General features: G+C 67.7%; 20 protein-coding genes and 1 pseudogene. 11 read left to right on the plus strand and 10 right to left on the minus strand.

Features of this window, described 5'->3' with window-relative positions; translation table 11 throughout:
* Positions 1-87: 87 nt before the first annotated feature.
* The gene (locus Vau01_RS31905; RefSeq protein WP_204000400.1) at positions 88-1,635 is read left to right on the plus strand and encodes a Rieske 2Fe-2S domain-containing protein; all 1,548 of its coding nucleotides are present in this window, start codon (positions 88-90) and stop codon (positions 1,633-1,635) included.
* Here Vau01_RS31905 and Vau01_RS31910 read toward each other — a convergent pair.
* Positions 1,586-2,305, minus strand: coding sequence for a TetR/AcrR family transcriptional regulator (locus tag Vau01_RS31910; protein ID WP_204000296.1), 720 nt, complete (start codon positions 2,303-2,305; stop codon positions 1,586-1,588). The two genes, Vau01_RS31905 and Vau01_RS31910, sit on opposite strands and share 50 nt — an antisense overlap.
* Before the next feature lie 94 nt (positions 2,306-2,399).
* Here Vau01_RS31910 and Vau01_RS31915 point away from each other — a divergent pair, with 94 nt between their 5' ends.
* From Vau01_RS31915 to Vau01_RS31925, 3 genes are read left to right on the plus strand one after another with little or no spacing between them, the layout of a single operon-like run.
* Positions 2,400-4,532, plus strand: a complete 2,133-nt coding sequence (locus Vau01_RS31915; protein WP_204000298.1) for an MMPL family transporter — start codon at positions 2,400-2,402, stop codon at positions 4,530-4,532.
* Positions 4,529-5,044 (plus strand): GNAT family N-acetyltransferase, encoded by a 516-nt coding sequence (locus tag Vau01_RS31920; protein ID WP_204000301.1) that lies wholly within the window; start codon positions 4,529-4,531, stop codon positions 5,042-5,044. The genes Vau01_RS31915 and Vau01_RS31920 overlap by 4 nt, the downstream gene beginning before the upstream one ends.
* Before the next feature lie 28 nt (positions 5,045-5,072).
* The gene (locus Vau01_RS31925; protein ID WP_239152005.1) at positions 5,073-7,016 is read left to right on the plus strand and encodes a bifunctional metallophosphatase/5'-nucleotidase; all 1,944 of its coding nucleotides are present in this window, start codon (positions 5,073-5,075) and stop codon (positions 7,014-7,016) included.
* Positions 7,017-7,532: 516 nt separating this feature from the next.
* Here Vau01_RS31925 and Vau01_RS31930 read toward each other — a convergent pair.
* Together Vau01_RS31930 and Vau01_RS31935 are read right to left on the minus strand one after the other, a co-directional pair.
* Positions 7,533-7,919 (minus strand): hypothetical protein, encoded by a 387-nt coding sequence (locus Vau01_RS31930; protein WP_204000303.1) that lies wholly within the window; start codon positions 7,917-7,919, stop codon positions 7,533-7,535.
* A gap of 211 nt (positions 7,920-8,130) precedes the next feature.
* Positions 8,131-8,595 carry a hypothetical protein gene (locus tag Vau01_RS31935; protein WP_204000305.1) on the minus strand — a complete coding sequence of 155 codons (465 nt, stop codon included), beginning with the start codon at positions 8,593-8,595 and terminating at the stop codon, positions 8,131-8,133.
* A 396-nt stretch (positions 8,596-8,991) separates the two neighbouring features.
* On the opposite strand from Vau01_RS31935, the gene Vau01_RS31940 reads away from it, so the two are divergent.
* Positions 8,992-9,375 carry a transposase gene (locus Vau01_RS31940; RefSeq protein WP_239152019.1) on the plus strand — a complete coding sequence of 128 codons (384 nt, stop codon included), beginning with the start codon at positions 8,992-8,994 and terminating at the stop codon, positions 9,373-9,375.
* 636 nt (positions 9,376-10,011) lie between these two features.
* Here Vau01_RS31940 and Vau01_RS65325 read toward each other — a convergent pair.
* Both Vau01_RS65325 and Vau01_RS31950 read right to left on the minus strand, forming a co-directional pair.
* Positions 10,012-10,475, minus strand: a pseudogene (locus tag Vau01_RS65325) (transposase); the annotation flags it as partial.
* Between the two features lie 278 nt (positions 10,476-10,753).
* On the minus strand, positions 10,754-11,872 hold the full coding sequence (locus Vau01_RS31950; protein ID WP_204000311.1) for a putative glycoside hydrolase: 1,119 nt from the start codon (positions 11,870-11,872) through the stop codon (positions 10,754-10,756).
* Between the two features lie 233 nt (positions 11,873-12,105).
* Between Vau01_RS31950 and Vau01_RS31955 the strand changes: the two genes are divergently transcribed.
* The 3 genes from Vau01_RS31955 to Vau01_RS31965 all read left to right on the plus strand — a co-directional run bounded on the left by Vau01_RS31955 (position 12,106) and on the right by Vau01_RS31965 (position 15,660).
* The gene (locus tag Vau01_RS31955; protein ID WP_204000313.1) at positions 12,106-13,515 is read left to right on the plus strand and encodes a hypothetical protein; all 1,410 of its coding nucleotides are present in this window, start codon (positions 12,106-12,108) and stop codon (positions 13,513-13,515) included.
* Between the two features lie 41 nt (positions 13,516-13,556).
* Entirely contained in the window at positions 13,557-15,428 is a 1,872-nt protein-coding gene (pelF, locus tag Vau01_RS31960) for a GT4 family glycosyltransferase PelF (RefSeq protein WP_204000316.1), read from the plus strand.
* Positions 15,429-15,510: 82 nt separating this feature from the next.
* Positions 15,511-15,660 (plus strand): hypothetical protein, encoded by a 150-nt coding sequence (locus tag Vau01_RS31965; protein ID WP_204000319.1) that lies wholly within the window; start codon positions 15,511-15,513, stop codon positions 15,658-15,660.
* A 439-nt stretch (positions 15,661-16,099) separates the two neighbouring features.
* On the opposite strand, the gene Vau01_RS31970 is transcribed toward Vau01_RS31965, so the two are convergent.
* The 3 genes from Vau01_RS31970 to Vau01_RS31980 all read right to left on the minus strand — a co-directional run bounded on the left by Vau01_RS31970 (position 16,100) and on the right by Vau01_RS31980 (position 19,826).
* On the minus strand, positions 16,100-16,408 hold the full coding sequence (locus Vau01_RS31970) for a hypothetical protein (protein WP_204000322.1): 309 nt from the start codon (positions 16,406-16,408) through the stop codon (positions 16,100-16,102).
* Positions 16,409-16,492: 84 nt separating this feature from the next.
* Positions 16,493-16,792 (minus strand): hypothetical protein, encoded by a 300-nt coding sequence (locus Vau01_RS31975; protein ID WP_204000326.1) that lies wholly within the window; start codon positions 16,790-16,792, stop codon positions 16,493-16,495.
* 136 nt (positions 16,793-16,928) lie between these two features.
* On the minus strand, positions 16,929-19,826 hold the full coding sequence (locus Vau01_RS31980) for an ATP-binding protein (protein ID WP_204000328.1): 2,898 nt from the start codon (positions 19,824-19,826) through the stop codon (positions 16,929-16,931).
* A 71-nt stretch (positions 19,827-19,897) separates the two neighbouring features.
* On the opposite strand from Vau01_RS31980, the gene Vau01_RS31985 reads away from it, so the two are divergent.
* The gene (locus Vau01_RS31985; protein WP_204000330.1) at positions 19,898-20,893 is read left to right on the plus strand and encodes a serine hydrolase domain-containing protein; all 996 of its coding nucleotides are present in this window, start codon (positions 19,898-19,900) and stop codon (positions 20,891-20,893) included.
* A 12-nt stretch (positions 20,894-20,905) separates the two neighbouring features.
* Here Vau01_RS31985 and Vau01_RS31990 read toward each other — a convergent pair whose 3' ends face one another.
* Together Vau01_RS31990 and Vau01_RS31995 are read right to left on the minus strand one after the other, a co-directional pair.
* The gene (locus Vau01_RS31990) at positions 20,906-21,229 is read right to left on the minus strand and encodes a rhodanese-like domain-containing protein (RefSeq protein WP_204000332.1); all 324 of its coding nucleotides are present in this window, start codon (positions 21,227-21,229) and stop codon (positions 20,906-20,908) included.
* Between the two features lie 32 nt (positions 21,230-21,261).
* Positions 21,262-21,837: a hypothetical protein gene (locus Vau01_RS31995; RefSeq protein ID WP_204000334.1), complete on the minus strand. Its 576-nt coding sequence runs from the start codon at positions 21,835-21,837 to the stop codon at positions 21,262-21,264.
* Between the two features lie 161 nt (positions 21,838-21,998).
* Here Vau01_RS31995 and Vau01_RS32000 point away from each other — a divergent pair, with 161 nt between their 5' ends.
* Complete coding sequence (locus tag Vau01_RS32000; RefSeq protein ID WP_204000336.1) at positions 21,999-22,949, plus strand: hypothetical protein; 951 nt, start codon at positions 21,999-22,001, stop codon at positions 22,947-22,949.
* On the plus strand, positions 22,946-24,613 hold the full coding sequence (locus Vau01_RS32005) for a M16 family metallopeptidase (RefSeq protein ID WP_204000338.1): 1,668 nt from the start codon (positions 22,946-22,948) through the stop codon (positions 24,611-24,613). The genes Vau01_RS32000 and Vau01_RS32005 overlap by 4 nt, the downstream gene beginning before the upstream one ends.
* The last annotated feature ends 4 nt before the right edge of the window (positions 24,614-24,617 follow it).

Raw genomic sequence — 24,617 nt, forward strand, 5'->3', positions numbered from 1 at the left:
ATGGCGGCGGCGAGCAGGGCGCAGGACCCTCTGTTGTAGTTTCGGCGGGAGCGGTTCGGAAGGGATCAGGGAATGTCATCGGTACAGATCACCGGCACGGGGCATGCGAGCATGCACATCCAGACGCCGGCGGGCAGCATCCTGTGTGACCCGTGGGTCAACCCGGCCTTCTTCGCGTCCTGGTTCCCGTTTCCCGACAACTCGCAGCTCGACTGGGAGTCGCTCGGCAGGTGTGACTACCTGTACGTGTCGCACCTGCACCGGGACCACTTCGACGCCGTGCACCTCAAGAATTTCATCAGCAAGAAGGCCACCGTTCTGCTGCCGAACTACGCGACCTCCCAGCTGCGCGACGAGCTGGAGGACCTCGGGTTCACGAAGTTCATCGAGACCGTCTCGAACGAGGTCGTCGCCCTCGACGGTGGGTTGAACGTCATGATCCAGTCGCTCACCGCGCCGAACGACGGGCCGATCGGTGACTCGTCGCTGTGGGTCGAGTACGACGGCATCCGGATCCTGAACCAGAACGACGCCCGGCCCAGCGACCTCGACATCTTCGCCGAGCTCGGCCACGTGCACGCGCACATGCTGCAGTTCTCCGGCGCGATCTGGTACCCGATGGTCTACGAGTTGCCGGCCAACGCGAAGACCGCGTTCGGCAAGCAGAAGCGCGACCGGCAGTTCGACCGCACCTGGCGCTACATCGACGACCTCAAGGCGTCGTACGTGTTCCCGATCGCCGGGCCGCCGTGCTTCCTCGACGACGAACTCTGGCAGTTCAACGACATCCACGGCGACGAGGGCAACATCTTTCCGGATCAGCACGTGTTCATGGAGGAATACGCCAAGGTCGGTGGCACCAACGGGGTCGTGCTGCTGCCGGGCAGCGTCTCCACGCTCACCACGGAGAGCTGCGAGACCACGCACCTCGTGCCCGACGTCGACGACTTCTTCGCCAACAAGGAAAAGCACCTGCGCGACTACCAGGCCCGGATGCGGCCGGTGATCGAGGCGCAGAAGGAGACCTGGAAGCACCCCGAGATCGACGTGCTCAAGGAGATGAAGCGGCGCATCGAGCCGCTGCTCGAAGAGTCGATCTACATGGCCAAGGGTGTCGGCGGGCCGGTGCGGTTCGACCTCGTCGGGTACGACGGCGAGACGGTGGAGTCGGTGCTGGTCGACTTCCCGAACAAGGAGGTGCGGCGGGCCGCCGACGAGAAGGTCCGCTACCGCTTCCGCACGCAACGCGTTCTCGTCGAGCACCTGCTCTTCATCGAAGAGGTCGACTGGGTGAACTCGCTGTTCCTGTCGTGCCGATTTTCCGCGGCGCGGATCGGGCAGTACAACGAGTTCGTCTACTCGTTCTTCAAGTGCCTCACCGAGGAGCGGCTGCAGTACTCGGAGGGCTGGTACGACGAGCACCAGCGGGCCACCGACGCCGAGGACATCACGCTCGGCGACTGGAACGTGCAGCGTCGCTGCCCGCACCTGAAAGCAGACCTCACCCGGTTCGGCATCGTCGACGGTGGGGTGCTCACGTGCCAGTTGCACGGCTGGAAGTTCGACCTGGCCAGCGGCCGGTGCCTCACGAGCGTGGGGCACCCGATCCGGGCGTCGAAGGCTTCATCAGACTGAGCATCACGGTCTTCAGTTCCGTCTCGAACATCGACTGCGCGTCGGTGAGCGCGAACCCGAGGTGCCCGAACACCTCCAGCGCCACCGACCCGTACAGCCTGATCCAGTGCGACAGGTAGACCTGTAGCGCGCCGAGCGTCAGCGCCGTGCCGGTGGCGGCCTTGAACGTGGCGAGCTGGTCGCGCAGGTCGGCGGGTAGGTCGTCGTCGGCGGGTGCCGCGAACGGGTGGGCCCGCCACAGCTCGTCGAACAGGACCAGGTAGACCGCGCAGAAGCGCATGCCCACGGCGTACATCGGGTCGTCGGGCGCCGGGAGCTGCTCGGACGGACGCCCGAACATCAGCGCGAACTCGGCCCGGTGCGCGAGCGACCAGCGCCGGAACTCGCGGCACGCCACTCCCAGCTTGGACGCGACGTCCTTTTGTTCGGCGACCGCGGCCTCGACGTGCCCGATGCACTCCTCGAACAGCGCGATGCTCAGGCTCTCCAGCAGCGCGTCGAGGCTGTCGTAGTAGCGGTAGAGCGCCGGCGCCGTCATGCCCATCTCGCGGCTGATCGCGCGCAACGTCACGGCCGGAAGCCCGTCGGCGACGAGGAGGCGGCGCGCCGTCTCGAGGATCTCCGACAGCGTGGCCGCACGCAGCCGGTCCCGACGAGACGTCACAGTCATGCGTGATACCCCTTGACCTGAGCTAACGACGCTGTAAAAGTTAACACCATTCACTCGTGCGATCGGTGTTGTCGGCAAGTCTAGGGGGAGACGGATGTTCGCGTGGTGGGGCAGGACGGTGGTCCGGGCCCGGTGGGGCGTCGTGGTCGCCGGGCTGGTGCTGGCGGTGATCGGCGGCGGCTGGGGAACCGGGGTGTTCGGCGAGCTGAAGGGCGCCGGATTCGACGACCCGGGCAGCGAGTCGAACCGGGCGCGGACCCGGATCGCCGCTGAGGTCGGGCAGCGGCCGTCCGACGTCCTGGTGATCTGGTCGTCGGCGTCGGCCACCGTCGACGACCCGGCGTTCCGGCAGGCGGTCACCGACGCGCTCGCCACGGTGCGCCAGCACGCCGGCGTCGCGAGCGCCGTCTCCTACTACGACACCGGCAGCGACGCGTTCGTCTCCACCGACCGGCGGGCGACCTACGCGGTCGTCGCGCTCACCGATTCGTCGCTCGAACAGTTCGCCGCGCTGCGTCCGGACCTCGACGCGGCCGGGCTCACCACCGAGGTCGGCGGGCCGGCGGCCGTCGGCGACGCGGTCGGCGGCCAGGTGAGCGCCGACATCGCGCGCGCCGAGTCGTTCTCCATGCCGATCCTGCTGATCCTGCTCTTCGTGGTGTTCGGCAGCCTGGTCGCGGCCGGGATGCCGCTGCTCGTGGGCGGCCTGGCGATCCTCGGCGCGTTCACCGTCACCCGGCTGTTGAGCCTGTTCACCGACGTCTCGGTGTTCGCGTTGAACGTGATCACGCTGATCGGGCTGGGCATGGCGATCGACTACGCGCTGTTCGTCGTCAGCCGGTTCCGGGAGGAACTGGCGGCCGGTCGCGACACCGCCGCCGCCGTCGAGCGCACGGTCGACACCGCCGGGCGGACGGTGGTGGTCAGCGGCCTGACCGTCGCGCTGGCGCTGGCGGGCCTGCTCCTGTTCCCGCAGATGTTCCTGCGGTCGATGGCGTACGGCGGCATGGCGGCGGTGCTGATCGCGATGCTGGTGGCGGTGACCGTGCTACCGGCGGTGCTGGCTCTCCTCGGGCCACGGGTGAACCGGTTGCGGCTGCCGTTCTCCCTGCCGTCCGGCGGCACCGGCTGGGCGCGACTCGCGCACGGTGTGATGCGCCGGCCCGGCCTGGTCATCGTCGCGACCGTCGGCCTGCTGGTGCTGCTCGCGGTGCCGTTCGTGCGGGCCGAGTTCGGCGTGGCCGACGAGCGGGTGCTGCCTACCGAGGCCGGGCCGCGGGTGGCCGCGGAGCGGTTGGCCGCCGAGTTCCCGCAGACCGACACGGCGCCGGTGCAGGTACTGGTGAGCGGGGCCGACCCCGCGGTTGCCGCGGCGTTCGTCGAGCAGATCCGGGCGCTCAACGGCGTCACCTCGACGACCGTGACCGCGACGCGCGGTGACTCGACCGCGATCGCGGTCGGTTTCGACGGACCGCCGACCGGCGACACCGCCCGGGCCGTGGTCGACGAGATCCGTGGCCTGACGCCGCCCGCGGGCGCGGAGGTGCTGGTCGGCGGGACCACCGCGGAGCTGACCGACCTGCTCGACAGCCTCGGGTCGCGGTTGCCGTGGATGGCCCTGCTGGTGGCGCTGAGCACGTTCGTGCTGCTGTTCCTCGCGTTCGGGTCGATCGTGCTGCCGCTCAAGGCGATCCTGATGAACGTCGTCTCGATCGGCGCGGCGTTCGGCGCTGTCGTCTGGGCTTTCCAGGATGGGCACCTCGCCGGCCTGCTCGGCTTCACGTCCACCGGGAACCTGGAGGCGACCCAGCTGATCCTGATGCTGGCCGTGCTGTTCGGGCTGTCGACCGACTACGAGGTGTTCCTGCTCTCGCGGGTGCGCGAGGAGTGGGACCGCACCGGCGACAACACCGCGGCCGTCGCCGGCGGGCTGCAACGTACCGGCGGCATCATCACCGCGGCGGCGCTGCTGCTCATCATCGTGATCGGCGGCTTCACCACCGGCGACGTGCTGTTCATCAAGATGATCGGGTTCGGCATGATCGTCGCCCTGGCCGTCGACGCCACGATCGTGCGGGCGCTGCTGGTGCCGGCGACGATGAAGCTGCTGGGGCGGGCGAACTGGTGGCTGCCCTCTCCCCTTGCTGTTCTGTACCGGCGATTCGGGATCCGCGAGGGTTTTCCGCCTGTTGCCCCGGAGCGGGAGCTGGATACCGTCTCGGCGTGATCGTTTTCGAGACGCCGCGGCTGGCCATGCGCTTGTGGACGGCCGACGACGCCGACCGCCTGTTCGACATCTACTCCCGCTGGGAGGTCGCCCGCTGGCTGGGCGCGACGCCCAAGGTGCTGGAGACGCGCGAGCAGGCGGTCGCGGTTGCTTCCCGGTGGTCGTCATCCTGGGAACCGCCGTTCGGGGTGTGGGCGGTCTCGGTCCGCGAGACCGGTGTGATCGCCGGATCGGTGCTGTTGATCCCGCTGCCCGGCTCCTCCGACATCGAGGTTGGCTGGCACCTTCACCCCGATTCCCAGGGCCACGGCTATGCGACGGAGGCCGCGCGCGCCGCCCTCGACCGGGCCCGCACGGCGGGGGTGGGGGAGGTGTTCGCGGTGGTGCGGCCGGGCAACGACCCGTCGATGGCGGTCTGCCGGCGGTTGGGCATGGAGTCGATCGGACGCACGGATCGCTGGTACGGCGTGGAGGCGGAGGCGTTCCGCATCCCGCTGGTTAAGGTCTCGTGAACGCTGTTGTGATCTTTCCCCTGGTCACTTGACCTCCGTCCTCGTCCTCCGCAGTGTGTGGCGGGTGCCGTGGCTGGTGAAGATCGCCACGGCCTCCTTCGTGCATTGCCTTGAGGAGATCTCGTTGCGAAAGACTTCGCTGCGTGCCCTGGGTCTGGCCGGTGCGCTCGCCGTCGGCGGAGCGACCGCGCTTGTGGGGGGCAACCCTGCCGCGGCGGCGCCGACCACCATTCAGATTCTCGGCTTCAACGACTTCCACGGCCGGCTGGAATCGCCCGGCAACGACGCCAACGGCAAGCCGGTCGGTGGCGCGGCCCAGATGGCCGGCATGATCAAGCAGTTGCGGGGCGAGAACCCGCAGACGGTGGTGCTGGCCGCCGGTGACAACATCGGCGCCTCGACGTTCATCTCGGCCGTCCAGCAGGACAAGCCGACCATCGACTTCCTGAACGCGATCGGCCTCGACGCCACCGCCGCGGGCAACCACGAGTTCGACAAGGGCTACGCCGACCTGACCGGGCGCGTCGCCGACGCCGCGAACTTCGAGATCCTCGGCGCGAACGTCTACAAGAACGGCGCGCCGGCGCTGCCGGAGTCGTTCACGAAGACGGTCGGCGGGGTGAAGGTCGGCGTCATCGGCGTCGTCACGCAGGAGACCGGGACGCTGGTCTCGCCGGACGGTGTTCAGGGCATCACGTTCAAGGATCCGGTCGCCGAGGCGAACCGGGTGGCCGCTTCGCTGAAGGCCGACGGCGTCGACGTGGTCGTGCTCGTGTCGCACGAGGGGTCGCCGTCCGCCGGCGACTGCGCCGCGGTCGCGAACCCGGCCACCGTGTTCGGCAAGATCGTCACCAACACGTCGAAGGACGTCGACGCGATCATCTCCGGCCACACCCACGTGGAGTACAACTGCTCCTACCCGGTGGCCGGCCTGAACCACCCCCGTCCGGTCATGCAGACCGGCGAGTACGGCCGGGCACTCGACCGGCTCAACGTGACGGTCGACGGCGGATCCGTCACCAACATCACCGCCGACGTGCTGCCGATCGTCGGCTACCCGCAGGACGCCGACGTGGCCGCGCTGGTAGCAAAGGCGAAGGCCGATGCCGACGTGCTGGGCCAGGTGCAGATCGGCTCGATCACCGCCGACGTCAAGCGGGCCACGACCTCCGCCGGTGCCGAGGACCGCGGCGCCGAGTCGGTGCTGGGCAACTTCATCGCCGACGTCCAGTTGAGCCGCACGAAGGACGCCGGCCGCGGTGGCGCCCAGATAGCGCTGATGAACCCGGGTGGCCTGCGGGCCGACCTACTCATGGGCAGCGACAACGGCGTGGTCACCTACTCTGATGCGTTCACGGTGCAGCCGTTCTCCAACGACGTGGTCACCAAGTCGCTCAAGGGCTCGGATATCAAGGCCGCGCTGGAACAGCAGTGGCAGCCCGCCGGATCCGCGCGGCCACTCCTGCACCTGGGCGTGTCAAAGGGTCTGACCTACACGTACAACCCTGCCGGAGCGGCGGGGAGTCGCATCGTGTCAATCTCGTTCAACGGACAGCCGTTGAACATGAACGGCACCTACCGGGTGACGGTGAACTCGTTCCTGGCCGCGGGTGGGGACAACTTCGCGGCGCTGGCCGGGGGTTCCGACAAGACCACCACGGGCGACAACGATCTGACCATGCTGACCGACTACTTCAAGGCGAACAGCCCGGTGACGGCCGACACGAAGTTCCGGAGTTCGGTAGCTGGGGTGCCTGGTGAGCCGTCGGCTTCGCCCAGTGTTTCCGGGTCGGCTTCCGCTTCGGCATCGGCTTCCGCCAGTCCGGCGCCGGGTGGTGGGTCCGGGGGTGGTGGGCTTCCTACTACGGGGGTTGCGCTTTTCAGCATCCTCGGGGGTGGGCTGCTACTCGTCGCGGTCGGTGTTGCGGCGCTGTTCCTGGCGCGTCGGCGTCGGGTGGAGACGATCGCCTGACACAGTACGCGTAGACGAAGGGGCGTCGGAGTTTCTCCGGCGCCCCCCTTTCGTATGCCGCTCCGCGATCGGTCAGCGGGCTCTCACGGGTCGGGTCGCAAGGATGGCGATGATGTCGAAGGGACGTTCGGCGGCGCCGAGGATGGACTGGTACGACCTTCCGAAGGCGTATCAGAGGGGTGAGCTGAACGCGAAGGTGAAGCCTGCAAGGTGACCGATGCCGGCGGTTCTGTGGCGGCGGAGGTCGTCGCCGCGACAGAACCTGCTAGGCCCTCCGGCTGCCCTGCGGTCGGTGTTTCGCTGGACGGGTGGGGAGACCCGGTAGAAGTTGGGCTTGTCCTGACGTCTACATGCCCAGTGCCAGTGGCCAGCGGAGTGCGGACGTAGGCGCCGGCGGTGGTGATGGTCAGGCCCATGATCGCGGCGCAGCCGAGGGCCACCAGTCCCCACCGCCACCGGCGCAGCGTAGTTCCGTGCTTCATGCGCATGTTGACCACCAAAAATTTGAGAGTGGAGTCAGGCGGCGATGGCCGTGTACTTCAGGTTGATCCGCCGGCCGAGGCAGCCGGTCTGGTCGAAGGTTGGGCTGCTGCGGAACTCAATCGAGGCGCCGGACCAGTCACCCGACCCTGTCCCTGTGACCGTCGATGCTCCGCTGATCGTGAACCGTTGTCCGGCCGGTGGTACCGCGTCGGTGGTGACGAAGTTGACGCCCGGTTGAATGTCGCAGGTGCCGGAACCGGCGTTGATGCCGGTCACGGTGACTTTCACGCGGGCGACAGAGACGGTGAACGTGTTGTCGTTGACGAAGGACCCGCTCAGGGCGCGTGGTTCATCGAGATTGAGTGCGATCTCTGTCGGTCCAGTCACGCTGATCTTCTCCAGCGGTGCGCCGGTTGTCACGGCGCCGTGGCCAGTTCCCGGTCCCGCGCTGACCCATGCGTAGGCGGTCGCGGATACCAGCAACACGACGACTGCGATCGATCCGACGGTTCCGACGCGACGCTGACGCGATGCCCACCGCGCTCGCCAGCTTCTACCCATCGCGGGTGCCTCCATCAAAGTCGGAGGAGGGCGGCCGCATCCGGGCGACCACCCTCCTTGCGCGGGTCGGTCAGGCGGCGGTGATGGCGAGCGTGATGGGGCTGCCGAGGCAGGCGTCCTGAGCCGCATTCGCGTTGTTCAGGGTGACCTGCAGGCCCGTGGCAAGGGTCTGCTGGACATTGGCCGTCGTCAGCGTCCAGCCGGTGTTCGATGCGTTCGGGGTCACCCCGGTGCCGCCGGTGACCGTGAACCAGGCGGCATTGCAGCCGGCGGGAACGGCGTCCACGGTGATGGTCAGCGTGTTGATGCGGCGGTTGGCCTTGTCGGAGGTGGCTTTGACCGTGATCGCCGCGGGGGTGTCCAGGTCAGTGATCGTGGCGCTGACGTCAAAGGTGAGGTTGGCCGCGGTCGCAGACGCTGTGGCGGTGCCGTTCCCGGAGCCGCCGGCGGTGATGTATGCCCACGCACCCGTGCCGACGGCCAGGGCGGCGGCGACGGAGGCGACCACGACGGTGATCTTCTTCTTGAGGCGCAACGTATTTTCCTTCCATAGGGTTGTGCATTCCGTAGGGAGCGCAGGCGGCCACGTCCGGCCGGTATCGGCCATGGTGGTGGCGGGCTGCGCCGACGAGCGTTGGTTGACCCGTCACGACGATGGCGGCGCCGGGAGGCGACGTGCGACTGGGACGCCGAAACCTTGCTGGATGGTTATCGCTGAGACAAGCTGCCCGGGGCATCTCCATGCATCCTGGGTCAACCGTTCGTCCCAATCGCACCCAGAAGTTCCCCATAAATGGATTTAATTGGACATTCAGCCGGTCTCTTGAGGGGTCGTCGAACCGGTTGGCCGAACCGTCGTCTTTCGGATGCATGCTGCCGATTCGGAATGGTTATTCGACGAATCAACACCTCGGATGTGGGCGGGTTGAGAGTGATACCGCCGAACGGCAACAACAACGGCGACGCTCCCGCCAGACTCGTTGCTCCACTCGCTTGCTGCATTTCGAGTCGGCGGCTCGGACGGGTTGCGGCGGACTGGCGGCTGTTCTGCCCGCCGTGCTGGGACGACACCACCATCGCCGGCCCGGACAAGGTCGCGCAGGTCCGCCGCCGGCGTGACCGGGCCGGGATCGGTGAGGAGGTGCGGCACCGGGAGAAATGGCGCCTGGCGCTGGACATGTTCGACGAAATGATCGAACAGTGCGGGCTACCGACGCTGCCGGTGGCGGCAGACTTTGGCTACGGCGACTGCACCCTGTTCCGGCTCGGACTGGTGTCGGGGTACAGGCTCTGTTGCAGAACCGGGTACGGCTGAACGTACAGAGCTACTCCCACGTCCCGACCCGGTACGACTTCCACACAGGCCACGGTCGCCGATCTCGAGCACCTCCGAAAGCGAGTAGCCCTCGCCAACGAGTCGCGCGGATCGCTCTTGATTCGGGCCGGGCGACGACGGACCGGGGATCGTTGGTCCGCGCACCCCACCGGGTACCGGGTGACGAGTCGCGTCCAACCCGGGCGCCGAGACGTTCGGAGATGTCCGCCGTAGCGAGTCAGATCATCGATTCCGCATCGACGGCGATCGCGGCAAGAACGCCACGGCCGCGTCCGCAGCGACGATCAGCCGGATTTCGACGTACTCGGCATCGCTGATCTTGTGTACATCGAGCCGTACCCGGCTCTGCACTACATGGGGTACCCCGACAACTGGCCGAACGGGGCCCGCACTACGTCGTCCAGGTCGACCCGAACGCCACCGCCTATCCGGCCGACGCGGTCCCGGTCACCCCGCCCCACACCGGCCGGGCCGGCCCACCCGCCCGGCCTACCCCGACCCGCCGGCCACGTTCAAGGACCTTGCGTTGGCCGAAGGCCGGGCCGGTGCCCGGCGGGTGACGGGACGGCGCGGCAGCCGACGCACCAAGAGGAACCCGACCGCAGCGATGCGGAAGAATGGTCGTGGATTGTTGTTCCAGCCGGTGATCCAGGCTCGGATGTCGGCTTCGAGGGCTTGGACGCTCTTGTGTGCCCCGCGGCGGATCTTCTTGTCGGTGAGGAGGCCGAACCAGCGTTCGACCTGGTTGATCCAGGACGAGCCGGTGGGGGTGAATTGCTTGTGGAAGCGGGGGTGGCGGGCCAGCCATGCCTTGGCTGCCGGGGTTTGTGGTGCCGTAGTTGGCACAGATGAGGTGGAGTCGAGTTCGGCCGGCACGGCTTTGTCAATGGCGGCGAGGAGCTATTGAACTCTGCGGCGCGGTGTTTGCGGTGCAGCTCGCCGATCACGGTGCCGTCGGCGATGTTGAACGCGGCGAACAGGCTGGTGATGCCGTTTCGGACGTAGTCGTGGGTACGCCGTTCGGGCATTCCCGGCATCATCGGTAGCGCGGGCTGAGCACGGTCTAATGCTTGGACCTGTTGGGTCAGGGACGGGACGCCATGCCGCCTCTCGGCGGCTGGGTTCCCCGTCCCCGCCCGCCGAACCCGGCGTGCGGGTCGTCCCCGCACCGGGCTCTCCACGTGATCCGGGTAGGTCAAGCGATGAGTTCTAAGACGCGCCCGACGAATGCCGTATCGTCGTGACTGGTCCGGCGGTAGCGCCGAGTGCAGACTCTCACCGGAGACACAGCACGCGTAGTTTGCAGGGCGCCGGAGTTCTACTCCAGCACCCCGTTCTTTACCTCGAGCGTGGGCTTCTACCCCGCATCGGGGGACCGAAGGTACAGCCGCCCTTCGCGAGGGCGGAGCGTCAGGACCCGAGGTGGTGCGCTGCCGTGAGCGCCGATCAGGCCCGGTGGCACGTGGATCGTAATCTCCTTTCCGAGAATCCGATGATCCTGATTTAATGCGGCCCATCCATTGCTGAATGCCCGCATCCGGCCCGGGCCTCGGCGCCGTATCTTGCCGGTCGGCTCGCCCAGATCCCAATCCTGGTAGGGGTTGAACGGTGTCCCGCTGTACTGGTCGTGGCCGGTAGCGGAGAAGCTTGTTCCTGGCCGTCCGCCACCGAAGATCCAGAACGCCGCGAGGCCGAACATGAAGTTCGGATGGCCGTCGGTTCCATCGGTGGCCGTCCGAACGATCGAAAGGCCAGGGCCTTCCAGGCAGACCATTTGAGCTTCGGTCGTCGCAACGTCGAAATGGTGATCGGGCGAGTGCGCGAGCCATACCTCTTCGAAACCGCCGCCGTATGCGGCGTGGCGGGCCCACCGCCCCGTCTCCCGTCGAGACTCGGCGATGTTCGGGACCAATAGCTTGTTGATGGAGTTCAACGCCGAGCCGGCGTCCTGAACAAGGGTGTCGAGAGCGGCGCGGATCTGTTCAATGCGTCGGCCGCCCTCGATCGGGTAGTCGATTCCGTAGTAGTCGTCGAATACATCATTGTCAGCCATGACGCCGTCCCAGGCAGAGCCGCTCATCTCGCGGTGAACGTTCTCGATCCATGCGCTGCGATACTCGTCCGACCAGACGGCCATCTGCCAATGACCAGGATAGCCCTTCCACTCAATTCGGCTGTTGTCGGCGTGGCGATGTGCGAAGAAGTGCTCCCCTCGGCGCTCGGCCTCCGAGTGGCTGACCCCGGACGAGTACGTAGGCCCCGGTTCGTAACTGCGTGAAGACGAGAGGCATTTATATGCCAACACTTTCATGTCCGGCCTCGCGCGCTTAAGTTCCGTGAGAACATCTCGCTCCCAGGGTTGCAGGATTGCGACCTGGTAGTGCTCGATCGCAAACTTCACCTGATCAGATGAGACAGGGCCGCCGTAGCGGATCCACGCGGCGAACCTACGCCTCGTCGCGGTCTGTTCGGTCATACCCGCATTATGGCCACCGACACGCAGCGTCGGATCGCCACACTTGCTTCAGCCGATCTCCGCGGATGAATCATCCCTTCCGCCATAGCTGCGACTGATGATGTGTCTTTCCCTCGTTCGAGTGTTTGGGGAACCGAGCACCTGACTCATCCTGGTCGAGTCACATCGAGACAAGTGATCAAGGGGGATTGGTGCAGGGTCACCGGCGGCGGCAGTGGAATGTTCTTCCGGTCATGACAGCGGCGCTACTTGTCGGAACGCTCGTGTTGCCTTCGCTCGGGGGGGCGCTGCAACGACTGATCAGCCACTGCATGACTCTCGTCGACCGAGAACCGTTTGCATTTGGAGTCTTCGGCGTAGGTTGCCTGGCGGCGGCCGGAGGCGGGGCGGCGCTCCTGCTCGGGAGGCTCGGGCTGGGCCGGGTGGCGCGTACTTTCGGCGGCCGCGTCTTGCGCCTCGGTCTGCACTTGTGGCCCGTTGTGTTGCTCACACTGATATATCCGAATGCCAGTTTGCGAATGGCCGACCACGACGTGGGCAATATTCCGCTGACCACATTCCTCCTGGCAGTGGCGCTCACGGTGCCGTGGGTCGGGCAAGCAGTGTGTATGCCGCTTTACCGTGTGGTTGGTTCCGCCGCTTCGGCTGGGGATCTCGAGGAAGCCCGGCGTCGCTTCGGCGCGGCGTGGCCAACGACCTTCTTGCAGGCGGCACCGCTGCTGGTGACGTCATGCGTACCGCTGGCGCTGATCATGCGGTGGCCGGCAGACGCGCTCGCGTCTTATCTGTTGCTGGTGGCTCTGGACATAACCTTCGCGCAGACTCTGGTGCTGGCGAATCTCAGCGGATCCAGGCTGAACTGGGCGCTGGCCTGGACAGGCTACGCCCTCCCGGTGATGTTGTTCCCGACGTTTTGGTTTCTCCCGCCCCTCCTCGGGCTTCTCACGCAGATCGTGCCCCTCGCCAAGTACCTCACCGCCAACCTGCATTGGATGTCCGTGAAGGAAACAGTCGTCGACTTCAGCCGGGGGTTCCTGCTCGGCGCGGTGCTTTGGGCTGACAAGCTGTTCTACTTCTATTCGGCCGACGGCGACTTCCCGGTAGGTCTCGTGTTCTTCGCGTTGCTGCCCGCAGTTCTGGCCTACAACTACTACTTCATTTGCTTAGCGCCTGGTTTCGACGCCTCGGTGGCTCGGCTCCGGACGGCGATGCAGGACGAGACCATGGACTCCCTGCGGCGGGCGTCGACGGCACTTGCAGAGACGGTGGCCCAGTCTGTGAGGCGAACGGCCTTCCTGGGCGCGCTCTTCGCGTGTATCACCAGCGCGACATTGGCCGGCGCTTCCCCAGACCGTGGGCTCCTGATCGCCGCGATCACCATGTCGTCATGGTTGCTGCTGATGATCACGGTCCTCAGCTACAAACTCGACTACATCGGGGAGAAGCTCTGCGGACAGGTTGTCGGCGCGTTCTACGTCGCGCTCTGCGCGATAGCGTTTGCGGGCTTCCCTACCGAAAGCGGCACCTACCTCGTGATCCTAGCGACAACTTCGGCGGCACTAGGTGTGGTGTTCGTGGTGTTTCGCCGTGCGTGGCGGACGCCGGAATACAACCTGTTCTGGCGGCATGCGCTCGCCTGGTGACGTCTTCCAGAATCTTTAGCTTCTAGGCCGTGAGGAGTTCCGTGCACTACGACAGGGTTGATGACCGGCCCGTTCCGGACGTTGCGATCGTCATGGAGTCAACGTACCCGTACCTGAAGGGAGGAGTCTCGGCGGTAGTCCATGACATCGTCCGCGAAAATCACGATCTCACCTTCGGAATCATCCATATCTCCTGGGATTCGTCCTCGCCCACCGAGGACCTGTATGGAGTGCCCGAGAACGTCCTTTGGATCCACACGCTCTACTTGAGCATGCAGGAACACCGCCACGACTTCATGGCGTTGAATCCTGGTGTCCTGAAGATGAACTCGGCTGACCGGGCGCGGTTGGCGACCCGCCTTTTCAGTGCCGTCCAAGCTATCTTCGACGGTGACATGACGCCGATGTGGCGGCTCTACGACGAGGGCATGAACCCGCTCACCCGAGAGTTCCCTGTCTGGGCACTTCTCGGCTCGCGTGAGTTCATGGAGGTCCTGCAGACGAAGCTGGCGAGTCTCGGGCTGCCCTTGACGGACGCCTTCTGGCTGATGCGCGAATTCTTCTCGCTTTCATATGCGCTCCTTAATGAGGTAATTCCGCGCGCCCGCGTGTATCACGCCCATACGACCGGCTACGCCTCGCTGATCGGGGCTGCTGCTGCCCGGCAGCACGGGGCAAAGTTCTTGCTTACCGAACACAACCTGTACGTTCGGGACACCGTAAACACGCTTCTCGATCGGAACATGGCTTTGCAGGTCAAGGCCAATGACTGGCGTGAATTCGATGTCGATCCGACGAAGCGGGCCTGGATGGCATGGTGGATCGAGATGGGGCGGTTCTGCTACCCCAGTGCCAGTCACATCACCTATCTTTACCGGGAGGCGATCGCCGAGGCGCGCGATCTTGGTGCGCCCATGACCGACGATGTGATGTCGATCGTCCCCAACGGCATGACCATGAAGGACTTTGACGGAGCGTACTCGAAGCGCCTCCGGGCAATCGAGGAGATGCTGCTTGACGGCTCAAGCCGGGTATGGCGGCTGGCCTACATAGCGCGAGTCGTGCCCATCAAAGGTTTGCTGGAGTTCGTCTCGTCTGCTCGTCTCCTGATAGACCGCGGTGTCACAAACTGGGGCATAGACATTCTCGGGCCGACGGACCACGTGCCTGCGGCATACCTGAAGTCGTGCATGGACCGGATCGACGAACTCGGTATGAAGGAGTTCTTCACCTTCCGGGGCACCGTCAATGTTCGTGCGGTCATCGGTGACTATGAACTTTTGGTGTTGCCGAGCTTCAATGAAGGGCAGCCTATAGTGGTGTTGGAGGCAATGACCGCAGCGGTTCCGACTATCGGCACTATCGTGGGCGGAATGCCCCAGCTCATCTCGGAACGGCTGACCCACGAGACCGGCCGCACATGGGATTCGTGCGGCGTCCTCGTCGACCCGGCCAACATGATTCCAGGCATCGCCGACGCGCTGCAGAGTGTGCTTGCCGACCTTGAGGGTTACGAGCAACTGGCCCGCAACGCGCGAGGCAGAGTCGAAGACTTCTTCCAGCTTCACGAAGCGATGCTGTTGTACAACCGGCTTTACCGCCACCTCGCCGGTCTATCAGCGACGTCAGTAGCCGACAACGCGGCCGACACGAATTTTCATGGTTCCGTTGAGGTTGGACCGAACGCCGCGGTCGGTCGAATTCCTGTCCGCGTTGACTGGCACCAGGTGAACGAACGCGTATTGCCGCAGCAGGTAACAGGCGAGGCTCGGTCGACGATCTACTACAGCGCAAACGTGCGTGCAGCTCACGCTGATCTCGGTACGGAGCTGACAGCCGGCGATCTAATTGGTCGCGACGAAGATCATCCCAACGCTCCGATCGCTGTGGCGGCACCCAAGAGCGATCATTGAGGCAGTCCAGGTGCAGTCAACGGTGTTGCTCCTACTACTGACCTATGGACAGAGGTACGCCTCGTCCGGACTGGCTGGAGTCATGGTCGGCGCACGGCCTCTGTTCCTCGCACTCCTGGCGATCCGATACGCGCCTGACGAACGGCCCCAGGGTCGCCTGGGCGTCATCGACATCGCCGCGGGACTGTCCGGCCTCATCATGCTCTCCGGTGTCGACCTTCGTGGCGGCTAGCAGACGCTCGTCGGCGGCGCGCTTGTGCTGGCCGAAGCGCTGGGCTACGCCGCCGACGCGATCATGATCCACCGCCGGCACACCGATGCCCAGCCCTCGGCGTCGCCACCCCAGCCATGCTGGTCACCAGGCGGCCACGGCTATTCCTGCGAGATTCGCGCTGCCTCCGCGCCCCGAGCTCGAAGCGAGCGTCGCCTTCGGGTCGGCTTTCCTCCATGAAGGTGTCAGCCCGACAGCGCTGGTGGGACTGGTTGCCATCACCCGCCGGCTCAATCCTCGCCGCCCACCGCACCGAGCCCGCACCATTATGACCTCCTTTGCCAGGCTCGAACTTGCGGTAGTGGACTCCAGCGGGATCGTTGACCGAGGATTTGAGTCCTGGTAGCTGGATCAGTGACTGTGGAGTTCGGGTCCGGAAGCCGGCAAGGGCGCGGACAGCTCAACGTGTGCCATTGGTCAACCGGATGAGGTCTCGCACCGCCTGGGCCACCGACCCCAGCGCCGGTGCCGCATCAGCAACCGCGTTGAGCAGAATCCGCATCCGCCCCGGCTCCGGGCGGCCCGTGCGTACCTCGTCACTCGCCGCGGCAACGGCGGCGTGGGCGCCATCCGGGTCGTTAACCTCGGCGGCATGTGTTGCCAGCAAATGGCGAAGCTCGTTCAGGAGGCGTTCGATGTCGGGCAGGCGGGCCTGGGCAGCCAGCTGCCCGGGGACGACCCGGAACGTTGCTCGTGTCACGTCGACCATGGGATTCCTCGAGAGTTGACGTTGCCGGATAACGCGATCTAGGGGGATGGCGGCGGCCGGATACAAGGCCGCCACCCACAGCGCCTACGTCGTTTCGGCGATGACGAGAACCGACACGTACCCCTCATAGCGATCGTCGAAGTTCTTGTCCGCATACAAGCACTCGACCGTAAACTCCACCGTGTTGCCGGGCGTCCCGGTGACATCGACGTCTACCTCGACGGTGTTGATGTGGTGGTCGTTGTCGAGGAAGTCGAACTTGAAGCCCTCGATGGCGCCACCGGCGCTGGTCACGGACCGCGAGAAGGCGGCGGAGCCCTTGAATGAGCGTCTACCGGTGCCCGCCGGGATCTTGATCGACTGACGACGGAACTCAACTGCCATGTCCCCCTCCTGGGAGTCTGCTCCGGCCACGAGCGACCGGAACGGGATCAGGTTAGGAGCGGCGACGCGCCACCGTCATGACGAGAAATGACGAGAAATGAATGAGCTCCGCGGAAACGCGAGTAGTGAGATCTTGTTATACGAGACCCAGCCGGCGGGCGGCGGCGACGGCCTGGCCGCGGTTCGCGACGCCGAGTTTGGTGAGGATGTGCGACACGTGGACGCTCGCGGTGTTCTGGCTGATGTACAGCTTCTCGGCGATCTGACCGTTGGTGAGCCCGTCAGCCAGGAGAACCAACACCTCCCGCTCGCGGCGAGTAAGGCGGGTAAGGAGGCTGGAAAGCGGCGCTGCGACCGTCCCGGATGATTTTTCCGGTAGCCGGACGCGCGCTCGGCGGGCGATCGCCGCGAGTTCGTCGGCCAACGGCCGGAACCCCGCCCGATCGCATTGTTCCCACGCGCCGACCACGACGGCGGCGACGTCGCGGGTCGCGGCGCCGGCGGCCACGAGTGCCTCGGCCTGCCGGCAGCGCGCGTACGACGCGAGGTACAGGGAGCCGAAGCGGTCCCAGTTGCGGGCCACCTCGCGCCAGCGGACCGGGTCGCCCGGGCCGGCGATGCGGGTCCACTCGGCCTCGGCCATGGCCAGTTTGGCCAGCAGGCGCTTGCTGGCGTGCGGTCCGACGGAACCGGCCGCCGCGCGGGCCCGGCGGAGAAGATCGGCACCGCTCGCTTCGCGAGAAGAGCTCGCGGCCACCGCACCCAGCCCGATGACGCACAGCGCGACGACCACATCCGGCATGGTGTTGGCGAGCGAGGCGAGCCCGGCGCCGACCGCGGCCTCCGCCTCGGCGGGCCGGCCCTTGGCCAGGTGGAAATGGGCGAGAAGCTGGTGAACGGCCGCGGCCCGGTAGGGGTGCGCGGCACCGTCCATGTCCTGCAGCGCGCGGAGATCGGCCCAGGCCGCGTCCGGATCGCCCTGCCACAGCCGGAGTTCGGCGCGCACCTCGAGCGCGCGGGGATTGACGCTCCGCAGGTCGAACTCGAAGAGCTCGGCGAGAAGGCCCTCGACGTCGCCGAGCGATCCGCGGTTGAGCAGTCCCCACGCGGCGGCGATGAAGTTGATGGCGCCGTAGCCGTGCACCAGACCCAGCTGCCGGGCCCGTTCGCAACCGGCCAGCGCGACCCGGATGGCGTCGTCGGCGCGACCGTCGATGGTGAATGCCACCGACAGGTTGTGGTAGGCGTGGCACAGGTCCTCGACGCTGCCGACCTCCTCGGCCACCCGCAGCGCTTCCTCAAGTGCCTCGATCGCCGCAACCGTCCGTCCCGTCAGGGAATTGGCGCTGCCCACCGTGTTGAGCGCGAGACCCTCTTCGCGCCGGGCGCCGGCCGCGCGGGCCGTCGCGACGGCTTCGAGGCCGCGCTGCCGGGCCTCGTCGGGCCGGCCGCGCAGAAGCAACAGGCTCGCGTCGGCCGCGAGCACCGCGGCCCGCTGCCGGGTGGGCGGCAGGTTCGGGGTGACCGCGACAGCGCGCTCGATGGTGGCAGCGGACCGGTCGAGGTCGGCCGTCTGCCACTGATACTCGGCCAGCCGGGCCAGCAGCGCACCGGTGCGGGCCGGGTCGTCGTCACCGATCAGCGCCAGGGCCCGCTCGGTGAGCGCGGCCGCCCGGGTGGTGTCGCTCATCAGGGACGCCGCATCGGCGGCCCGTTCGAGCAGAGCGGGCCGGTCGAGCGGGCCGCCCGGAGCCCGGTCCCATAGTTCGTCGGCGTGCTCGAAGTACTGCAGCGCCTCGGCCGGCGCGATGGCCGCCTCTGCCGCGATGCCCGCCGCCACGTAGGCCGCGGCGGCTCGCCCGAGGTCGCCGGCGGCGTGCCGGTGACAGGCGAGGCAACCGAGTTCGGCGACGCTGCGCGCTTGCGTGCCGCGCCGGTCGATGGTGTCGGCGTAGCGGGCGTGCAGCGCGGCCCGCCGGGCCGGCAGCAGGTCGCGGTAGACCGCTTCCTGGACCAGCGAGTGGCGGAACCGGTAGTTCCCGCCGTCCTCGGTCACGAGAACCCCGCACTCGATCGCCTCGCGCAGGTGGCCTTCCAGGACGTCGGGTGCGGTACCGGTGACGTCGCGGAGCAGGTCGTGGTCGACCCGGTTGCCGGCGGTCGCGGCGGCCGCGATCGTCTCCTGCGCCTTTTCCGACAGCGTGTGGACGCGTCCCAGCAGCGCGTCGTACAGGTCCGTCGGTTCGGCGCCGCCGCGGCGGTGGGCGCTGACCAGTTCCTCGGCGTGGAAGGGGTTGCCGTCGGAGCGGGTCATGATGTCGGTGACGAGTTCGGCCGGCGGCGGTTCGGCGAGGATCGCGCCGAGCAGGTCGGTCATGTCGCGCCGGCCGAGGCGCTGCAGGTGCATCCGTTCGGCGCGGGCGTCGCGGGTGAGTTCGGCCAGGAACGTGCGCAGGGGATGGGTGCGGGGGACGTGGTCGCTGCGATAGGTGACGGCGATGAGCATCCGGCCGTGGCCGTTGCGGACGAGGAAGCGGAGCAGGTCGCGGGTCGACCGGTCGGCCCAGTGCAGATCCTCGATGACGAGGAGCGCGGGGTGGCGTTGGGTCAGCCGGTGCAGGACGCCGAGGACGAGTTCGAACATCCGGCCCGGCTCGCCCGGTACGAGATCCAGTGCGGGCTCGGGTGCCAGGTCGGGTATCAGCAGTGTCAGGTATGCGCGTGCCGGTCCCAGAATCCGGTCCAATTCCGCGACGGGCATCGAGGCGGCCAGCCGACGAATCGCCTCGGCCAAGGGTGCGTACGGCAGGACGCCCTCGGCGAGGTCGATGCACCCGCCGAGCAGCGTCGTGAACCCGCGGCCGTCGGACCGGGCGAGCAGCTCACCGACCAGCCGCGTCTTGCCGACCCCGGCCTCACCGCCGACGACGAGCGTGGTGAACCGCCCCGCCGCCGCGGCGTCGAGGATCACTTCGAGCCGGGCAAGCTCGTCGGCCCGGCCGATGAAGATCGGGCTGGATACCCGCGCGACCATCGTCACATCGTCCCAGATCAATTCCGTTTAATTCGGTCGAGTGCCGGAACCGACGGAACTACGCTGCGCCGATGACGTCCTCCGCATTCGAGGCGATCGACGCGATCGCCGGCTTCTCCGGCGTGGTGTCGGTCGACCGGGGCGGCGAGGTCGAGTTCGCCCGGGCGTACGGCTTCGCCCATCGTGCGCACCGGATCCCGAACACGGTCGACACCCGGTTCGCGATCGCCAGTGGCGCGAAGGGGTTCACCGCCCTGGTGGTGGTGAGCCTGATCGAGCAGGGAGTGCTGGACCTGTCGACCACCGCCAGGTCGCTGCTGCGTGACGACCTGCCCCTCGTCGACGACCGGGTGACCGTGGAGCAACTGCTGGCCCACCGCTCCGGCATCGGCGACTATCTCGACGAGGACGACGAGAGCCTCGACGTCGACGACTACCTGCTGCCGGTCCCCACGCAGAATCTCGCGGAACCCGAGCAGTATCTCGCGGTCCTCGACGGTTTCCCCACCAAGTTCCCGCCGGACGAACGGTTCTCCTACTGCAACGGCGCCTACGTGGTGCTGGCGCTGATCGCCGAGCGCGCCAGCGGCGTGCCGTACCACGACCTGGTGCAGGCCCGCGTCTGCAAGCCGGCCGGGATGCCCGACACCGAGTTCCTGCGCTCCGATGATCTCCCTTCCCGGGTCGCCACCGGCTACCTGCCGACCGGGCGCAGCAACGTGTTCCACCTCCCGGTGCGCGGCGTGGGCGACGGCGGGGCGTACACGACGGTGGCCGACATGAGTACGTTCTGGCGGGCACTGTTCGACGGAAGGATCGTCTCCCCGACGTGGGTGGCCGAGATGGTGCGGCCGCGCAACGACGTGCCGAACGAGCGGCTCCGGTGCGGGCTGGGATTCTTCCTGTACGAGTCCCGCGACCAGGTCATCCTGATCGGCCAGGACGCGGGGGTGTCGTTCATGAGCGTGCACGACCCGGCGACGGTGCTCACGTACACGGTGATCTCGAATACGGCCGACGGCGCCTGGCCGGCGCAGAAGATCCTGCGGGAGACGTTCTCGGCCTGAGCGCCGATCAGCTCAGGCTGTGTCGATCGGCTGCCCGGCGCCGACCCAGTCCTCGATCCCGTCGACGTACCTGCGCACGTCGGTGTAGCCCCGCGCGTCGAGCAGGTCGGCGAGCTCCGGGCCGCGGGTGCAGCCCGAGTCCGTGGAGTACACGACGATCGGCGCATCGGTGTCGGGAAGCCGCTCGGGTGCCCGGTCGATCTCCTCGGCGGCGAGATTCACCGCTCCGGGGAGGTGCCGGCGCTGGAACGCACCGGACGGCAGCGCGTCGACAACGGTCACGGTTCCGGCGTTCATGGCGGCCCGCAACTCGTCGCGGGTGATCGTTTTAGGCATAGCAAGCAACTCCCTGTCATTCGGTCCCTCGATCAGACCAGCGCCACGACGATCAGCGCCGGCCCGACCACCACGTCGATGACGCCGCAGAACTCGGCGTACGTGCGGTGCACGACCTTGTTCGTCGCGAAGTGGTACGCATCCCATGCGCCGTGCGCCAGCCACCCGATCCCGGCCAACGCCAGCCCCCACCGCGGCGCGATCGCCGCGCACAGCAGCGTGACGGCGCCGAAGCCCACCAGGCCGGCGGTCTGCAACCGGAACGTCGATCCGTCGGTGAACCGGCGCCGCAGCACGGTCCACAGCCACAGCAGCACCACGACGCCGGTCATCACCACAGCCGGATCGGCGGGCAGCGCGTCAAGGTCGTCCAGCGCCCGGAGCACCCCGAATACGATGCTCAGCGCGACGAAGGCGGGCCACACCGTCAACGGCGGGCCGAGGGCGTACGTCAAAAGGTAGATCCCGGCCATCGTCACGACGAGCGGACCGAACTGTTCCACCGTGTGGTCGAGCAGGACGATCGCCGCCACCGCCGAGACGAGCGCCAGTCCGGTCGGCCACCGCTGCGTCAGCGATGCCCGGGCGGGGACCGTTGTGTCGGTCATCGCGAAACCTCAACAGCCATGTCGTATTCACGCCCCCTCGCACCGATTCGCCAGATCCGGTGCAGGATCACACGCCGCTGTTTCATCCCGGCTTCACCGCCGTCCGGGCCGGGCTCGATACCCGCTTCGATCCGTCGGCGGGTGGCCGTACGATGACGCGCGTGATCGGCCCCTTGTCGTCCCTCGTTCCGTTGCGAACCAAGACAATCGAGCATTATCCGGACCTCGCGCCGCTGCGCGCGGCCGTGCGGCGGAGCGACTGGGCCGCGGTCTCGGCCCACTTCGGCGGCTTCCCCGCCCGCGCCGACCGGTCGACGGCCGTCCGGGTGGTGGCCGAAACTGCCGGATCGGAGCGGTTCCTGCAGCGGGTTGTCGACACCCAACGAGACTCGTCGCTGGCCCGCACGCTGCTGGGTGCCCGGTTCATCGTCACCGCGTGGGACGCCCGCGGGGCGACGCGGGCGAAGTACGTCAAAGGCGACCAGTGGCGGGTCTTCCACGACCACCTGCGGCGCGCCGACGGTCTCCTCGCCGACGCCACCGCGATCGACCCGTTCAACGCGGCCGCGTGGAGCGAGCGGGTCACGGCGGCGCGCGGTCTGAGCCTCGGCCAGGACGAGGGACGCCGGCGGTACGAGCGGGCCGCCGAGCTCTGCGACGCGCCGTACGGCGCGCAGCGCCAACTGCTGCAGACCCTGTGCCCGAAGTGGGGCGGATCGGTCGATGCGGTCCTCGCGTTCGCGCGGGAGTGCGCCGAATCTGCGAAGCCGGGCGAACTGGGCGCCGCCAACGTCGCGGCCGCGCACGCGGAGATCGCGCTCGACGACGACGATGCCGGGGTCGCTCGGCACCTCACCGTTCCGCAGGTGCGGGAGGAGGTGGCCGCCGCGGCGGCGCGCAGCGTTCTCCATCCGGACTTCCGGCCGGTGCACGGGTGGCTCGGCGCCCACTCGGTCTTCGCGTTCGACCTGTTCCACGCCGCCGCGCCCGACAGCGCCGCCGTCCATTTCGCCGCGATGGGCAACCGGGTCAACAGCTATCCGTGGGACGCGCAGAGCGGACTGTGGAAGTCGGACTTCCGGCAGGCCCGTCGCGCGGTGGGCGTCCGATGAAAGACGTCGACGGCGTTCCCACCCTCGTGGCCAAGACCACCGGTCCGATGCGGGCCGGTCTGGTGTTCCGGGTCGGCCGGGCCGACGAGACGCTCGCGACCGGCGGGATCACCCACCTCGTCGAGCATCTGGCGCTGCACCGGCACGGCGTCGCCGACTACCACTACAACGGCACGACCGGCGTCACCACGACGAGCTTCCTCACCCAGGGCACGCCGGAGGCGGTCGTCGCGTTCCTGCACGGGGTCTGCGCCAGTCTCCGTGATCTGCCGACCGCGCGGCTGGCCACCGAGAAGAAGATCATCGAGACCGAGGCGTCCGGTCGCGGCAGGTCGATGACCGACCAGCTCGCGTTGTGGCGGCACGGCGCCCGCGACTACGGGCTCACCGGCTACCCCGAGTTCGGCATACACACCCTGACCACCGAGCAGGTGGCGGACTGGGCCGCCACGCGGTTCACGCGCGGGAACGCCGTGCTGTGGGTGGCCGGCGACGACATCCCGGCGGGGCTGCGTCTCGACCTGCCCGACGGCGGGCGTCGGGCCCTGCCCGCCGAGTCGTCGGCGCTGCCGGTGACGCCCGCGTACTTCACCGCCGGCGCCAACGCCGTCCTGCTGGACGCGACGGTGTCCAGAGGCGCGGCGTCGATCGCCTACGCCCAGCTCCTGGAGCGGGCGCTGTTCCGCGAACTGCGGCACGAGCGCGGCCTGTCCTACACCGCCTCGGCGGACTACAGCACCGACGGCCGGCCCCGCGCCACGGTCACCGCCGTCGCCGACGCCCAGCCGGACAACGTCGACGCCGTCCTCGACGCGTTCCTCGGCCAACTCCACGCGCTGCGCGACACGGGTGTTGCCGTCGAGGAGCTCGACGCCGTGCGGGCGTTGATCCTGGAGCAGTTGCGCTCCTCCGACGTCGAGGCGAACCGGTTGCCCCGGCGCGCCGTCGACCTGCTCGCCGGTCTGCCGGGCACCACCACCGAACAGCTCATCGCCGACGTCGAGACGCTCACCGTCGACCGTGTCCGCAAGGTGGCGCGCAAGGTCGACCGGTCCGCGCTGCTCATGGTTCCCGAGTCGGTCCCGCGTCCACCCGCGGGGTTCGAGGCGGCGCCGACGATGTCGCGGTTCGCCGTCACCGGGAAGCGGCACCGGTCCCGCAACCACCACGGGGTCGTGCTCGTCCACGGCGGCGACGGCGTCAGTATCGACACCCCCGCCGGCCCGGTCACCGTGTTGTTCGAGGAGTGCGCGGCCCTGCTCCGGTTCCCCGACGGCGGCCGCCAGCTCATCGGCCACGACGCGATCGTCGTGGCGATCGAGCCCAGCCTGTACCCGGTCCCGGCCAGCGCGCTGGCCGCCGTCGACGCCGCGGTCGCGCCGGCCGCGATCGTCGACCTGCCGCCGCGCGATCCCGACAGCGTGCCGAAACCGGCCCGCCGGAAGGCGTTGCGCACCACGCTGCGCTCGTTCGCGCGGTCGGTGCGGATCCGGTCGGCCCGGCTGTGGTTCAGCGGCCGGCGGCGGTGGTCGCTGTTCGTCGTGCTGATGTTCGGGGGACCGGCCATCGCGTTCGTCGGTGCGCTGGTCACCGGCCGTCCCCTGATCGTCGGTCTCAGCGTCGTCGGTTTCATCGCGGCGTTCCGGGCGACCCGCCGCCGCTGACGCT

The organism is Virgisporangium aurantiacum, assembly GCF_016863635.1.
Taxonomy (GTDB): Bacteria; Actinomycetota; Actinomycetes; order Mycobacteriales; family Micromonosporaceae; genus Virgisporangium; species Virgisporangium aurantiacum.